Here is a 14,582-nt window from a genome sequence, read left to right on the forward strand (position 1 = left end):
CGCCGTGGGCCGGCCCGAGATGATCACCGGCGACATGGTGAAACCCGGCGCCACCGTGATCGATGTCGGCATCAACCGCATCGAGCGTGACGGCAAGACGAAGCTCGTCGGCGATGTCCACTACGACAGCGCCAAAGCCGTCGCAGGCGCCATAACCCCCGTCCCCGGCGGCGTCGGCCCCATGACAATCGCATGCCTCCTGGCAAATACCCTCACCGCAGCATGCAGGGCAAACGGACTCAATGAACCAGAAGGACTGACCGCGTGACGGAAAGCGGCGTTACAGCGCGCGACCACAGGCTGATCGACGGCAAGGCGGTGCAGAACCGCCTGCTGGCCGAGGTGCGCGAGCAGGTCTCGCGCGCCAGCGCCACGCGGCCGGTGGGGCGGCTGGTGTCGATCTCGATCGGCCCCTCGCCCGAGATCGCGGTCTATGTGCGGAACCAGGCGCGCGGCGCGGCTGCCGCCGGCATTCCGTTCGATCAGCAGCTCTGGTCTGAGTCCATCACCCAGGACGAGGCCAAGCATCTGATCCTGGAGCTGAACGACCGCCCCGACGTGCTGGGGATCATCCTGCAACGCCCGGTGCCCGCGCATATCAACGTGCGCTCGCTGCAATCGGCGATCCATCCCCTGAAGGATGTCGAGGGGATGAACCCGGCCTCGATCGGCAATATCGTCTACAATGACGTGGCGCTGGCGCCCTGCACCGCGGCCGCCGCGGTGGAACTGGTGCGCGAGACCGGGCTCGATCTGAAGGGCCTTGAGGTCGTGATGATCGGCCATTCCGAAATCGTCGGCAAACCGGCGGCCTTTCTTCTGATGGCCGAGGGGGCGACGGTGACGGTCTGCCATCATATGACGCGCTCGGTCGCGATGCATTCGCGCCGCGCCGATGTGGTGGTGGTCGCGGTGGGCAAGGCGCATCTGATCGGCCCCGATATGATCAAGCCGGGCGCTGCGGTGATCGACATCGGCATCAACCAGGTCACCGATCCCGACGGCACGGTGCGCATCGTCGGTGATGTCGATACCGAGAAGGTCAAGGAAGTCGCGGGCTGGATCACTCCGGTGCCCGGCGGCGTCGGCCCGGTCACCGTGGCGATTCTGATGCGCAACGCCATCGTCGCGCATCAGCGCCAGATCGCGGCGGGCTGGCTGAAGGACTGACCCCCGCGCCCGGGAAACCGGGCGCAAATCCCTGCCGCGGCGCGGTTTCCGTTGACTCGTCGGGCGCAGGGTCTAGAATATTCTTACGGGTAAACTAATTTTCTGCATGCGCAACATGCGCGATGGAGGATCCGATGCTCGACACGCTCTATCCGGCGGTCAACCCCGGCCCCCCCCGGCCCAGCCAGATCATCCGCCCGCGCGGGCTGATGCTGCCCCCGGGAACCGAGCGCTACACGGTGCCCGGCAGCGGCGCGATGATGATCCGCATCGGCGCGGGCGACCGGATCTCGGTCGTCAACGACGAGGGCGGCCAGCCCTGCGAGGTGGTCGCGGCCGATCTTTCCGGGCGGATCGACCCCGGCATCCTCGGCCTTGCCGCCGACAGCGACGCTTCGGGCCTGAAGGATCTGCTGGCGGGCGGGAATGACAGCCTCGCGCGGATGCGCAAGGGGCTGGAGCGGCACGGGCTGGATCTGGCCGGTGCCAAAGCCAGCCGCTTCTTCGACGCCGCCACCCCGGCGAAAACCAGCGTCGACTTCCCCGCGAACCGCGAAGGAATCGTGGTGATCGCGGCGCCCGGCGGCGACATGCTGCCCGACGGCCAGGACACCTCGACGCCGCTGACGGTCTATGTCCACCGCGCCGCGCCGAATGTCGGGCTGAAGGCGGAACTGCCGGATCCCCTGTCCGACCCGCTCCAGGAGGTGCGCGTCCATTCCGCCACCGCCGAGGCCTATGTGGTCAAAGCGGGCGAATATATCCAGATCATCGATGTCGATGGCCGGCAATGCACCGATTTCCAGTGTTTTGACGCCCGCAAGCTCGACAAGGGGATCGAGCATCCGCTGGACGTGACCGCCACCCGCAGCGCCATGGGCCATGCCTATCCGATGCCCGGCCTGCATGCGAAATACTACGACCAGGATTTCCTGCCGCTGGTCGAGGTGATCCAGGACACCTGCGGGCGCCATGACGCTTTCTCGCTGGCCTGCTACGCCAAATATTACGACGACATCGGCTATCCGGGCCACGTCAACTGCACCGAGAACTTCAACAACGCCCTTGCCCCGCATGGGGTGAATGCGCGCGGCGGCTGGATGGCGGCGAATTTCTTCTTCAACACCGGGGTGGACGATCACGGCGTGATGTATGCCGACGAGCCCTGGTCGCGGCCGGGCGATTATGTCCTCCTGCGCGCGCTGACCGATATCGTATGCGTGAACTCGGCCTGCCCCGACGACACCACCGCCGCCAACGGCTGGAACCCGACCGACATCCACGTGCGCACCTATGCGGCCACGCAGAAATTCAGCCGCGCGGTTGCGATCCGTGCGACCCCAGATTCGGAGCCGAAAATGACCAAAGAGACCGGGTTCCACGACCGCCTGTCGAAGATGACCCGCAATTTCATCGAATACAAAGGCTACTGGCTGGCCAATTCCTACGCCGAAGCCGGGCCGATCGAGGAATATTACGCCGCGCGGCAGAAATCGGTGGTGATGGACCTTTCGGCCCTGCGCAAGTTCGAGGTCACCGGCCCGGATTCCGAGGCGCTGATGCAATATACGCTGACGCGCGACGTGAAGAAGCTGACCCCCGGCCAGATCGTCTATTCTGCGATGTGCTATCCGCATGGCGGGATGATCGACGACGGCACCATCTTCCGGCTGGCGAAGGACAATTTCCGCTGGATCTGCGGCGACGATTACTCGGGCGTCTGGCTGCGCGAACAGGCCGAAAAGCTGGGGCTGAACGTGCTGGTGCGCGATTCCACCGATCAGCTGCACAACCTCGCCGTGCAGGGGCCCGAGAGCCGGGACCTGCTGAAAAAGGTGATCTGGACCCCGCCGCACCAGCCCACGATGGAAGAACTGGCCTGGTTCCGCTTCACCGTCGGCCGGATCGGCGATGCCCAGGGCATTCCTGTCGTGGTCTCGCGCACCGGCTACACGGGCGAACTCGGCTATGAGGTCTGGTGCCACCCCAAACATGCGGGCGAGGTGTTCGACGCGATCTGGGCGAAGGGGCCGGAACACGGGCTGCGGCCCATGGGGCTGCTCGCGCTCGACATGCTGCGGATCGAGGCCGGGCTGATCTTCGCCAACTACGATTTCACCGACCAGACCGACCCGTTCGAGGCCGGGATCGGCTTCACCGTGCCGCTGAAGGGCAAGACCGACGATTTCATCGGCCGCGATGCGCTGATCCGGCGCAAAGAACATCCGTCGCGCAAATTCATCGGGCTGGATATCGATTCCGAAGTGGCGGTCGGCCATGGCGACTGCATCCATATCGGCCGCGCCCAGATCGGCGAGGTGACTTCCTCGATGCGCTCGCCGCTGCTTGGCAAGAACATCGCGCTGGCGCGGGTGGATGTCGCCCATGCCGAGCCGGGGACCGAGGTCGAGATCGGCAAGCTCGACGGCCATCAGAAGCGCCTGCCCGCGAAGATCGTCACTTTGTCGCATTACGATCCGAAGAAAACCCGGCCACAATCCTGAGCCGGGTCTGACAAGGGCCGTCCTGAGGGAGGAAAGGATATGGCACTTCAGAAGGAAACCCCGCCGCCGCAGCAGAGCACTGTCGATCTGCTGGGCGGCGAAGAGGCGCTGCGCAAGCTGGTCAACCGCTTCTACGACCTGGTCGAGACCGATCCGCGCGGCGCACAGATCCTGCGGCTGCATTTCCGCGGCCACGGCCTTTCCCATGTCCGCGAGGAACAGTTCAACTTCCTGTCGGGCTTCCTGGGCGGGCAGCGCTATTACCTTGAAAAACATGGCAATATGGATGTGCGGCTGATGCACGCCCATGTGCCGATCAGCAGCCAGGACGCCGATGACTGGCTGGAGCTGATGGATCAGGCCATCGCGGATTGCGGCCATTCCGGCCCGCATGTCGAACGGATGCGCGCCACTTTCCGCCGCGTGGCGCATGTGCTGGTGAACGATCTGCCGGAATGGGGGATTCCGCCCGGCAGCACGGGCGATCAGCCCCCGGCCCGGCGTCAGTAGCAGGAAGGCGCCGGTGATCCCGGCGCCTTCGTCGTTTCAGCTCTTGATCAGCAGGATCTGCACATCCGCCACATTGGTGCCGCTGGCGCCGGTGATCAGCAGATCGTCCGATGCCGCCAGCGCCGCATAGCTGTCGTTGTTTGCCAGCAGCGCCTGCGGATCGACACCCGCCGCCCGCATCCGCGCCGCGCTGGTGCCATCAACGAGGCCCCCCGCCGCATCGGTCGGCCCGTCTCGCCCGTCGGTGCCGCCCGACAGGAACACCCACTCCCGCCCCGCCAGCGCATCCTCGCCCGCCAGGGCAATGCGCAGGGCAAGCTCTTGATTCCGGCCGCCTTTTCCGCCACCGCGCAGGGTCACCGTGGTCTCGCCGCCCCAGACGAGGCAGGCCGCCTGCCCCTTCGGCACCTCGCCAGCCGCGCGCAGGATCGCTTCCGCCGCCTCGCCCACATCGCCGGTCAGCGGCTCGGCTGCGATCCGGACCGGCCAGCCTTCGGCCCCGGCCCGGACGGCCTCCAGGCTCTGACGGTTCGAGCCGATCAGCAGGTTGCGCGCGGGCGGCGGCGGGACGGCCGCGCTCTCGGGCCGCGCCAGATGCGCGCGCACCGCGGGCGGCAGATCGTCGTGGATCCCCGCCCCGCGCAGGATCCGCACCGCATCCGCCCGGTTCCCGAGCGGCGCCACGGTCGGGCCGCTGGCGATGGCACGCAGATCGTCGCCGATCACGTCCGAGAGGATCCAGGCGAAGACCGGCGCCGGTGCGGCCAGCCGGAGCATGCCGCCGCCCTTCAGCCGCGACAGGTTCTGCCGGATCAGATTCATCGCGGTGATCTCAAGCCCGCCGGCCAGCAAGAGCCGGTTCACCGCCACCTTGTCGGCAAGCGTCAGCCCCTCGGCCGGCGCCGGCAGCAGGGCCGAGCCGCCGCCCGAGATCAGCGCGATCACCCGATCCGCTGCGGTTGCACGGCTCAACGCCGCCGCAACCGCCTCGCCCGCCGCCAGACCGTTCTCGTCCGGCACCGGATGGCCCGAGGCGAAAACCTTCGCCCCCTCCACAGATCCGGGCGGATCACCCGCGTTTTCATAATTGGTGACGATGATCACCTCGGTGCCCGGCGGCAGATGGCGCATCGCCTCGCCCGCCATCGCCATCGCGGCCTTGCCGACCGCGATCACGATCGCCCGCCCACCGGCCGCGGGGGCGGGAAAGGGCGAACCCGTCAGCGCCGCGCGCAAAGCGCCCGCCGGATCGGCGGCCCGCAGCGCGTGATCGAAGAGGTGCCGCGCGGTCTCGCGCAGCGCCTCACGCCCTTTCCCGTTGGTCATGGATTACCCCGCGATCTGTTTGGCCTTCTGCACCAGAACCTCGGCCTGGCGGATCGACGCATAGTCGATCAGACGACCGTCGAGCGAAACCGCGCCCTTGCCCTCGGAGGCGGCTTTCTCCATCGCCTCAAGGATGCGTTTCGCGCGGTTCACCTCGGCCTCGGACGGGCTCATCACCTCGTTCGCCAGATCGACCTGGCTCGGGTGGATCGCCCATTTGCCCTCGCAGCCCAGCACTGCGGCGCGTTTCGCCGCCGCACGATAGCCATCGGGATCCGAGAAATCGCCGAACGGGCCATCGACCGGGCGCAGACCGTTCGCGCGCGCCGCGACCACCATCCGCGCCAGCGCATAATGCCACATGTCGCCCCAGTGCACCGCGCGGGTGCCGTCCGCCAGCGGATCGGTCAGCACCGAATAATCCGGGTTCACGCCGCCGATGATCGTGGTGCGCGCCCGGGTCGAGGCCGCGTAATCCGCCACGCCGAAATGCAGGCTCTCGTTGCGCTTCGACGCGCCGGCGATCTCGGTCACGTTCTGCATCCCGAGCGCGGTTTCGATGATGTGCTCGAAACCGATTCGCTTTTTGTAGCCTTTGGCGTCCTCGATCTGGGTCACCATCATGTCGACGGCATAGACATCGGCGGCGGTGCCGACCTTCGGAATCATGATCAGATCCAGCCGCTCGCCGGCCTGTTCGACCACATCCACCACGTCGCGATACATGTAGTGGGTGTCCAGCCCGTTGATTCGCACGGACATGGTTTTCTTGCCCCAGTCCATCTCGTTCAGGGCCTTGATGATGTTCTTGCGCGCCTGCGCCTTGTCGTCGGGCGCGACCGCGTCCTCAAGGTCCAGGAAGACGACATCCGCCTCGGATTGCGCTGCCTTTTCAAAGAGTTGCGGCTGGCTGCCAGGAACGGCCAGCTCGCTTCTGTTCAGCCTTGCCGGGGCCTGTTCGATGGGGTGGAAACTCATGTCGTGATCCTCCTTCGGATGGTGCAGGGTTGGGCCAATGCGAGAAAGAAAATTACTTTCCTGTCAAGAAAATTAATTTCGACAGTGTAAAAACTAGCGGCTCTGGCCATGTTCGGGGGCGGTCTGCGACGAGTAGAAAAAGGCGATCGCCTGGGCGCGGCTCTGCACCCCGAGCTTTTCGTAAAGGTTCGAGAGGTGGAACTTGACCGTATTGGCCGAGATGCCGAAATCGCGTGCCAGATCACGGTTGGTCATGCCCTTGGCCAGCGCCTCCATCAGCGATTTCTCGCGCCGGGTCAGCTGCTGGATCGGGTCGGCCTGCAACTCGCGCACGTCCATGAACGGAAAGACCATCTGCCCGGCGGCGACGGCGAGGCAGGTGTCGACCAGCTTCTCGACCGAGGTCGAGCGGGCGACGAATCCGGCCGCCCCGGCGATCATCGCCTTGCGCGGCAGCTCGCCGCGCGAATCGTCGCCGTAGACGATCAGCCGCGGCGCCGAGGGCTGATCGCGCAGCACCTCGATCAGTTTCTGGCCGCCGAGCGCCGGGATGCGCCAGTCGATGATTCCCAGATCGACCGGCACCCGCATCACCGCGCCCAGAAAACCTTCGGCCGTGGCGGTGGTGGCGACCAGTGAGAATCGGGGGTCGCGGTCGAAGATTTCCGACATGGCGCCCAGGACCAGCGGATTGCTGTCGGCAAGCGCGAGAGAAACCTGTTTTACCGGCATGCTAACTGCCTGCATTTACAACCCTTCCGCTCAAAAACCTACCCATATAGATAGGTGGTTCTTCGGTATACATCCGCATTCCAAGGCTTTCGGGTAGGTTTTTTACCAGACCTTCAGACACCCAAAAGCAGGAGTTAGTTACGTTGTGAAACTTTCGCAACAAGTATTCACTTAGGTCAATCAATATTCATGGCGTGAAGAAAACTTCACTCACGCTGTCCATCAGGAGGAATGCTATGCAAGGTATCAGAGGCCTTTTCGTGCCCGGCCCGACCAATGTGCCCGAAGCCGTGCGCAAGGCGATGGACGTGCCGATGGAGGATCACCGCTCGCCCGACGTGCCGGCGCTGGTGCTGCCGCTGTTCCAGGATCTGAAGAAGGTCTTCCGCACCGAAACCGGCCAGGTCTTCCTGTTCCCGGCCACCGGCACCGGCGGCTGGGAAGCCTCGATCACCAACACTTTGTCGCCCGGCGACAAGGTTCTGGCACCGCGCTTCGGCCAGTTCAGCGTGCTCTGGGTGGACCTGTGCCAGCGCCTCGGGCTGGATGTCGAGACCCTCGACTGCGAATGGGGCACGGGCGTTCCGCTGGAAACCGTGGCCGAGCGGCTGATGGCCGACAAGAAGCACGAGATCAAAGCCATCCTCGCCTGCCATAACGAGACCGCCACCGGCGTGACCAGCGACATCGGCGGTCTGCGCAAGGTGATGGACCAGTGCGACCACCCGGCGCTGCTTTACGTCGACGGCATCTCCTCGATCGGCTCGCTGGAGTTCCGCATGGAGGACTGGGGCGTCGATCTCGCGGTCGCGGGTTCGCAGAAGGGCTTCATGATGCCCGCCGGCCTCGCGCTGATCGGGGTCAGCCAGAAGGCGCTGGAAGCCTCGAAGACCGCGCAGCTGCGCCGCTGCTACTTCGACTTCAAGGACATGATCGCCACCAACGCGACCGGCTACTTCCCCTACACGCCGCCGATGCACATGCTGCACGGGCTGCGCGCCTCGCTGAACCGGATCGAGGCCGAAGGGCTGGAGAACATCTGGGGCCGTCACCGCTTCCTCGCCGAGGGCGTGCGCCGCGCGGTTGCCGCCTGGAACCTGACGCTCTGCGCCAAAGAGCCGAAATGGCATTCCGACACCGTCAGCGCCATCGTCGTCCCCGAAGGGCATGACGCGCGCAAGGTGATCGCCCGCGCCTACGAGCGTTACGGCCTGTCGCTGGGCGCCGGTCTGTCGGTCGTGGCGGGCAAGGTGTTCCGCATCGGCCATCTCGGCGATCTGAACGAGCTGATGCTGATGATGGCGCTTGGCGGCGCGGAAATGTCGATGCGTGACGTGGGGCTGCCGATCGAGGCGGGCTCGGGCGTCGCCGCCGCCGAGGAATTCTGGCGCGCAAGCAATTCGCGCAGCATGGCGCTGGCCGCCGAATAAAGAACGGCACATCCACATACGGCACGGGAGGGCCGCGCATGGACATTCATGAATATCAGGCGAAAGAGATACTTAACAAATTCGGCGTAGCCATCCCCGACGGGGCTCTGGCTTACAGCCCGGAGCAGGCCGCTTACCGCGCCCGCGAACTGGGCGGCTCGAAATGGATCGTGAAGGCGCAGGTCCATGCCGGCGGCCGCGGCAAGGCCGGCGGCGTCAAGATCTGCGAATCCGAACACGAGATCCAGGACGCCACCAACGAGATGTTCGGCCGCCGTCTGGTCACGCATCAGACCGGCCCCGAGGGCAAGGGCATCTACCGCATCTATGTCGAGGCCGCCGTTCCCTTCGAGCGCGAGATCTACCTCGGCTTCGTGCTCGACCGCTCCTCGCAACGGGTGATGATCGTCGCCTCGTCCGAGGGCGGGATGGAGATCGAGGAAATCTCGGCCAAGAAACCCGAGAGCATCGTCCGCTCGACCGTCGAGCCCGCCGTCGGCCTGCGCGACTTCCAGGCCCGCGAGATCGCCTTCGCGCTCGGCATCCCGAGCGAGCTGACCCAGCAGATGGTGCGCACGCTGCAAGGCTGCTACCGCGCCTTCACCGAGCTTGACGCCACCATGGTCGAGATCAACCCGCTGGTGATCACCTCGGACCGCCGCATCCTCGCGCTCGACGCGAAGATGACCTTCGACGGCAATGCGCTGTTCCGCCATCCGCATATCGCCGAACTGCGCGACAAGAGCCAGGAAGACCCGCGCGAAAGCCGCGCCGCCGACCGGGGCCTCAGCTACATCGGCCTCTCCGGCAACATCGGCTGCATCGTGAACGGCGCGGGCCTTGCGATGGCGACGATGGACACGATCAAGCTGGCCGGCGGTGAGCCTGCGAACTTCCTCGACATCGGCGGCGGCGCCACGCCCGAGCGGGTGGCGAAAGCCTTCCGGCTGGTGAACTCGGACGAAAACGTCCAGGCGATCCTCGTCAACATCTTCGCCGGCATCAACCGTTGCGACTGGGTGGCCGAGGGTGTGGTCCAGGCGTTGCAGGCCAATCCGGTCGACGTGCCGGTGGTCGTCCGCCTTGCCGGGACCAATGTCGAGGAAGGGCTGAAGATCCTTGCGAAAAGCGGCCTGCCCATCATCCGGGCCACCTCGCTGATGGAGGCCGCCGAGCGCGCGGTTTCCGCCTGGAAGAATGATCTGTCGCAAAACACCCGGATGAGGATCGTGAAATGAGCATCTTTCTCGACAGGAATACCCCGGTCATCATCCAGGGCATCACCGGCCGCATGGCGCAGTTCCATGCCAAGGAGATGCTGGAATACGGCACCAATCTCGTCGGCGGCGTCGTCCCCGGCAAGAAGGGCGAGACCGTCCACGGCGTGCCGGTGTTCGACACGGTGAAACAGGCGGTCGAGGCGACCGGGGCCGAGGCGAGCCTCGTCTTTGTCCCGCCGCCCTTCGCTGCCGACAGCATCATGGAAGCGGCAGATGGCGGCATCCGCTACTGCGTCTGCATCACCGACGGCATCCCCGCCCAGGACATGATCAAGGTCAAGCGCTACATGATGCGCTACCCGAAAGAGCGGCGCATGGTCCTGACCGGGCCGAACTGCGCGGGCACCATCTCGCCCGGCAAGTCGCTGGTGGGCATCATGCCGGGCCATATCTACCTGCCCGGCCATGTCGGCATCGTCGGCCGCTCGGGGACGCTGGGCTATGAGGCGGCGCAGCAGCTGAAAGACCGTGGCATCGGTGTTTCCACCAGCGTGGGCATCGGCGGCGACCCGATCAACGGCTCCTCGTTCCGCGATATTCTCGAACAGTTCGAGAACGACCCGGAAACCCATATCGTCTGCCTGATCGGCGAGATCGGCGGGCCGCAGGAAGCCGAGGCCGCCGCCTATATCCAGGAGCATATGACCAAGCCCGTCGTCGCCTATATCGCCGGTCTGACCGCACCCAAGGGCCGCACCATGGGCCATGCCGGCGCGATCATCTCAGCCTTCGGCGAAAGCGCCAGCGAAAAGGTCGAGATCCTGTCCGCGGCGGGCGTCACCGTGGCCGAGAACCCCTCGGTCATCGGTGAGACCATCGCCCGCGTGATGCAAGCCGCCTGACGGACGGAGAGAGAGAAATGGCTGCGAAACCCAGAGTTCTTGTCACCCGCCGCTGGCCCGCCGCGGTCGAGGCGAAGATGTCGGAAGTGTTCGACGTCGATCTGAACCGGGCCGACCGGCCCCTTGGCATCGCGGATTTCCGCGATGCCTTCCGGGACTATGACGCGGTGCTGCCCACCGTCACCGACAAACTTCCCGGCGAAGCCTTCGGCGAGGGCGCGGCGCGCACGAAGATCCTGGCGAATTACGGCGTCGGATTCTCGCATATCGACACCTCGGTGGCGAAAGAGCGCGGCATCGTGGTGACCAACACCCCCGACGTGCTGTCGGAATGCACCGCCGACATCGCCATGACGCTGATGCTGATGGTGGCGCGGCGCGCGGGAGAAGGTGAGCGCGAGTTGCGCGACGGCAAATGGACCGGCTGGCGCCCGACCCATATGATCGGCACCAAGGTCTCGGGCGCCACGCTCGGCATCATCGGCTTCGGCCGCATCGGCCAGGCCATGGCGCAGCGCGCCCATCACGGCTTCGGCATGAAGATCCTCGTGCAGAACCGCTCGGCGGTCGCGCCCGAAGTGCTGGCGCGCTACAATGCCGAACAGGTGGCCACCGTCGACGATCTGCTGCCGGCTTGCGATTTCGTCTCGCTGCATTGCCCGGGCGGTGCCGCGAACCGCCATCTGATCAACGCGCGCCGGCTGGATCTGATGCGCCCCGGCGCCTTCCTGATCAACACCGCCCGCGGCGAGGTGGTGGACGAGCACGCCCTCGCGCAGGCCCTGTGGTATGGCACCATCGGCGGCGCCGGTCTCGACGTGTTCGAGCGCGAACCGCTGATCACGCCCGAGCTGCTGCACAGCGACAATCTGGTGATGCTGCCGCATCTGGGCAGCGCCACGCGCGAGACCCGCGAAGCCATGGGCTTCCGCGTCTTCGAGAACCTTTGCGATTATTTCGAGGGGCGCGCACCCCGCGACCGGGTGGTCTGAATGGTGCAGCATGCCGCCTTCGATCTGCTCGGCGCCGAGCCGCTGGCCGGGATCGACGACCATGCCGATGCCGCCGCCCTGCGCGACCTTCTGCACTCTCTGCTCATGCAGGTTGTCGGCCAGCGCGCGCCCGATGTGGCGGACTGGCTTGCCGACCGCGCCTCTGCCCCGATCCCCTCCGGGGCAGAGGCCACCCCCTATCTCCAGGCGCTGAACATCTGGTTCCAGCTTCTGCGCATCGCCGAGGAAAACGCCGGCATGCGCCTGCGCCGCCGGATCGAGGCCGAAGACGGGCCCGAGCGCGTTCCCGGCTCGTTCGCCAGCGCCTTCGCCGCGATCCGCGACAGCGGCCTCTCTGAGGAAGAGATCGAGACCGCGATTTCCAGCCTCGCGGTGGTGCCGACCATGACCGCGCATCCGACCGAGGCCAAGCGCGTCACCATTCTGGAAATCCACCGCCGCATCTACCGCAAGCTGGTGGAGCTGGAAACCCACCGCTGGACCCCGCGCGAGCGCGAGCGCCATCACGATGCGATCCGCGCCGAGATCGACCTGCTGTGGCTTACCGGCGAATTGCGGCTGGAACGCCCCAGCCTGGACGACGAGATCGCCTGGGGGCTGCAATTCTTCCGCAACAGCCTGTTCGACGCGGTGCCGCAGCTTTACGATCGCTTCCTCGACGCCCGCGCGATCCTTCCCGCGCGCCAGGCCCGCTCTGAACGGCCCTGCCTGCGCTTCAACTCCTGGATCGGCGGCGACCGCGACGGCAACCCGAACGTCACCGCCGAGGTGACCGCCCGCGCGCTGCGCGCCGGCCTCAACGCCGCCATCGCCAGCCATATCGCCGGGGTGCAGCAGGCCGCACAACGGCTGTCGGTTTCCTGCCGGATCGCCTCGGTTCCCGAGGCGGCAGGGACCGCGCTGTCCCAGGTGATCCGCGGCAGCGGCGCCGCTGACATCCTGACCGCGCGCAATCCGAACGAAGTGTTCCGCCAGGCGCTGTCCGCGATCCAGATCCGGCTGGAGGCCAGCCGCGACGATCTGCCCGCCGCCTATCGCGGCCCGCATGAGCTGGTCGGCGATCTGGCGCAGGTGGAAACCGCGCTCGGGGCGATCGGCGCGGGCGAACTGGCGGCGCAGCATGTGCGCCCGATGCGCTGGCGGGCCGAGGTCTTCGGCTTCCGCACCGCCGCGCTCGACGTGCGGCAGAACTCCACCATCATCAACGCGGTGCTGGCCGAGATCTGGCAGGCGAAGGGCGTGAGCGCGCAGCCCGGCACGCCCGAGGCCGCCGCGCTGATCCGCCGCGAACTGGCCGACCCGGATCTGGCGCGCGCCGACGAGAGCGGCCTCGGCCCGGTCGCGCTGGATCTGCTGGCGCTTCTGCGGCTGATGCGCGGAAGGCACCTCGACCCCGAGACCTTCGGCCCGTTCATCGTCTCGATGACGCGCTCGGCCGAGGACATCCTCGCGGTGCATCTGCTGGCGCGCTACGCCGCCGGCCCCTGCCCCGACGCGCCCGCGCTGTCGGTGGTGCCCTTGTTCGAGACAATCGAGGATCTGCGCGCCGGCCCCGGCATCCTCGCGGATCTCTTGGAAAACAACAGCTACCGCGCCGCCGTGCGCGAGCGCCGCGGCCTCGTTGAGGTCATGCTCGGCTATTCCGATTCCGGCAAGGACGGCGGCTTCTTCTGCTCGACATGGGAGTTGCACCGCGCGCAGCGCCGCATCACCGCGACGCTGGCCGAGCGCGGCTGCCGCCCGGCCTTCTTCCACGGACGCGGCGGATCGGCCAGCCGCGGCGGGGCGCCGACAGGCCGCGCCATCGCAGCACAACCCGCCGGCACCATCGGCGGCGTGCTGAAACTGACCGAACAGGGCGAGGTGGTTTCCGCCAAATACGCCAACCGCGGCACGGCGCTCTACAATATGGAGTTGCTGACCGCCGCCGTGTTGACCCATACCGCGCTGTCAGAGCGGGACGGGCCCGCCTCCAACCCCGAATATGACGAAGCGCTCGAAGCGCTGTCGGGCATGTCGCAGGCGGCCTGGTCCGGGCTGGTCAGCAGCCCGGGCTTCGTCAGCTACTTCCAGGAGGCCAGCCCGGTCGAGGAACTGTCGGCGCTGAAGATCGGCTCGCGCCCGGCGCGGCGGCACGGGGCGAAGACGCTGGCCGATCTGCGGGCGATCCCCTGGGTCTTCGCCTGGTCGCAGAACCGCCATATGCTGACCGGCTGGTATGGCGTCGGCTCGGCGATCGGCTCCTTCCTTCAGGTGCGCGGCGCCGACGGCAACCGGCTGCTCGCGGACATGTTCGAGCGCTCGCCGATGTTCCGCATCGTGGTGGACGAGGTCGAGAAATCCCTGTTCCAGGCCGATATGGAGATCGGGGCGCAATATGCCGCGCTGGTGTCGGACGGCGCGACGGGCAGCCGGATCTATGACCGGGTGCTGCGCGAATACGAGCAGACCCGCGCCGCGATCCTGCTGATCACCGGCCAGTCCGAGCTTGCCGCGCGCTTTCCGATGTTCCGCCAGCGGTTCGAGCGGGTGCGCGACCATCTCGACCGCACCAATGCGCTACAGGTCGCGCTTCTGCGTGAGGCCCGCGCCGAAACCCGCGCCCCTTCGGTCTTCATTCCGCTTCTGCAATCCATGAACTGCATCGCCGCCGGCCTCGGCTGGACCGGCTGACAAGACGAAAGGCTTCTTCCATGTCCGACCCCGGCTTTTTCACCGAGGCTCTTTCCGCCCGCGACCCTGAGTTGTTCGGCGCGGTTCGTTCCGAGCTTGGCCGTCAGCGCGACGAGATCGAGCT

Annotated in this window: 11 protein-coding genes and 1 pseudogene; 9 read left to right on the top strand and 3 right to left on the bottom strand. The window is 66.5% G+C overall.

Annotated features, from left to right (window positions below):
- The 4 genes and pseudogenes from XINFAN_RS09600 to XINFAN_RS09615 all read left to right on the top strand — a co-directional run.
- Nucleotides 1-268, top strand: a pseudogene (locus XINFAN_RS09600) (bifunctional methylenetetrahydrofolate dehydrogenase/methenyltetrahydrofolate cyclohydrolase); the annotation flags it as partial.
- Nucleotides 265-1,170 carry a bifunctional 5,10-methylenetetrahydrofolate dehydrogenase/5,10-methenyltetrahydrofolate cyclohydrolase gene (locus XINFAN_RS09605; protein ID WP_124086284.1) on the top strand — a complete coding sequence of 302 codons (906 nt, stop codon included), beginning with the start codon at nt 265-267 and terminating at the stop codon, nt 1,168-1,170. The pseudogene XINFAN_RS09600 and the gene XINFAN_RS09605, both read left to right, overlap by 4 nt.
- Before the next feature lie 134 nt (nt 1,171-1,304).
- Nucleotides 1,305-3,674: a trimethylamine N-oxide demethylase gene (locus XINFAN_RS09610; protein WP_124086285.1), complete on the top strand. Its 2,370-nt coding sequence runs from the start codon at nt 1,305-1,307 to the stop codon at nt 3,672-3,674.
- A 39-nt stretch (nt 3,675-3,713) separates the two neighbouring features.
- Entirely contained in the window at nt 3,714-4,184 is a 471-nt protein-coding gene (locus XINFAN_RS09615) for a group II truncated hemoglobin (protein WP_124086286.1), read from the top strand.
- 36 nt (nt 4,185-4,220) lie between these two features.
- Here XINFAN_RS09615 and XINFAN_RS09620 read toward each other — a convergent pair whose 3' ends face one another.
- From XINFAN_RS09620 to XINFAN_RS09630, 3 genes are all read right to left on the bottom strand, one after another.
- Nucleotides 4,221-5,510, bottom strand: coding sequence for a glycerate kinase type-2 family protein (locus XINFAN_RS09620; RefSeq protein ID WP_124086287.1), 1,290 nt, complete (start codon nt 5,508-5,510; stop codon nt 4,221-4,223).
- A 3-nt stretch (nt 5,511-5,513) separates the two neighbouring features.
- Complete coding sequence (locus tag XINFAN_RS09625) at nt 5,514-6,488, bottom strand: HpcH/HpaI aldolase/citrate lyase family protein (RefSeq protein ID WP_124086288.1); 975 nt, start codon at nt 6,486-6,488, stop codon at nt 5,514-5,516.
- A gap of 93 nt (nt 6,489-6,581) precedes the next feature.
- A complete protein-coding gene (locus XINFAN_RS09630) occupies nt 6,582-7,220 on the bottom strand; it encodes a response regulator transcription factor (protein WP_124086294.1) in 639 nt (212 codons plus the stop codon).
- Nucleotides 7,221-7,456: 236 nt separating this feature from the next.
- On the opposite strand from XINFAN_RS09630, the gene XINFAN_RS09635 reads away from it, so the two are divergent.
- From XINFAN_RS09635 to XINFAN_RS09655, 5 genes are read left to right on the top strand one after another with little or no spacing between them, the layout of a single operon-like run.
- Nucleotides 7,457-8,650, top strand: coding sequence for an aminotransferase class V-fold PLP-dependent enzyme (locus tag XINFAN_RS09635; protein WP_124086289.1), 1,194 nt, complete (start codon nt 7,457-7,459; stop codon nt 8,648-8,650).
- 38 nt (nt 8,651-8,688) lie between these two features.
- The gene (locus XINFAN_RS09640) at nt 8,689-9,888 is read left to right on the top strand and encodes a malate--CoA ligase subunit beta (RefSeq protein WP_124086290.1); all 1,200 of its coding nucleotides are present in this window, start codon (nt 8,689-8,691) and stop codon (nt 9,886-9,888) included.
- Nucleotides 9,885-10,772 (top strand): succinate--CoA ligase subunit alpha, encoded by an 888-nt coding sequence (sucD, locus tag XINFAN_RS09645; protein WP_124086291.1) that lies wholly within the window; start codon nt 9,885-9,887, stop codon nt 10,770-10,772. The genes XINFAN_RS09640 and sucD overlap by 4 nt, the downstream gene beginning before the upstream one ends.
- A 17-nt stretch (nt 10,773-10,789) precedes the next feature.
- Entirely contained in the window at nt 10,790-11,764 is a 975-nt protein-coding gene (locus XINFAN_RS09650) for a 2-hydroxyacid dehydrogenase (protein ID WP_124086292.1), read from the top strand.
- Nucleotides 11,765-14,458 (top strand): phosphoenolpyruvate carboxylase, encoded by a 2,694-nt coding sequence (locus XINFAN_RS09655; RefSeq protein WP_124086293.1) that lies wholly within the window; start codon nt 11,765-11,767, stop codon nt 14,456-14,458.
- The last annotated feature ends 124 nt before the right edge of the window (nt 14,459-14,582 follow it).

The organism is Pseudogemmobacter humi (assembly GCF_900609055.1).
Lineage (GTDB): Bacteria > Pseudomonadota > Alphaproteobacteria > Rhodobacterales > Rhodobacteraceae > Pseudogemmobacter > Pseudogemmobacter humi.

Coding starts and splice junctions, on each gene's coding strand:
- XINFAN_RS09610 (WP_124086285.1), top strand. CDS start 1,305: ATGCTCGACACGCTCTATCCGGCGGTCAACCCCGGCCCCCCCCGGCCC.
- XINFAN_RS09615 (WP_124086286.1), top strand. CDS start 3,714: ATGGCACTTCAGAAGGAAACCCCGCCGCCGCAGCAGAGCACTGTCGAT.
- XINFAN_RS09620 (WP_124086287.1), bottom strand. CDS start 5,510: ATGACCAACGGGAAAGGGCGTGAGGCGCTGCGCGAGACCGCGCGGCAC.
- XINFAN_RS09625 (WP_124086288.1), bottom strand. CDS start 6,488: ATGAGTTTCCACCCCATCGAACAGGCCCCGGCAAGGCTGAACAGAAGC.
- XINFAN_RS09630 (WP_124086294.1), bottom strand. CDS start 7,220: ATGCCGGTAAAACAGGTTTCTCTCGCGCTTGCCGACAGCAATCCGCTG.
- XINFAN_RS09635 (WP_124086289.1), top strand. CDS start 7,457: ATGCAAGGTATCAGAGGCCTTTTCGTGCCCGGCCCGACCAATGTGCCC.
- XINFAN_RS09640 (WP_124086290.1), top strand. CDS start 8,689: ATGGACATTCATGAATATCAGGCGAAAGAGATACTTAACAAATTCGGC.
- sucD (WP_124086291.1), top strand. CDS start 9,885: ATGAGCATCTTTCTCGACAGGAATACCCCGGTCATCATCCAGGGCATC.
- XINFAN_RS09650 (WP_124086292.1), top strand. CDS start 10,790: ATGGCTGCGAAACCCAGAGTTCTTGTCACCCGCCGCTGGCCCGCCGCG.
- XINFAN_RS09655 (WP_124086293.1), top strand. CDS start 11,765: ATGGTGCAGCATGCCGCCTTCGATCTGCTCGGCGCCGAGCCGCTGGCC.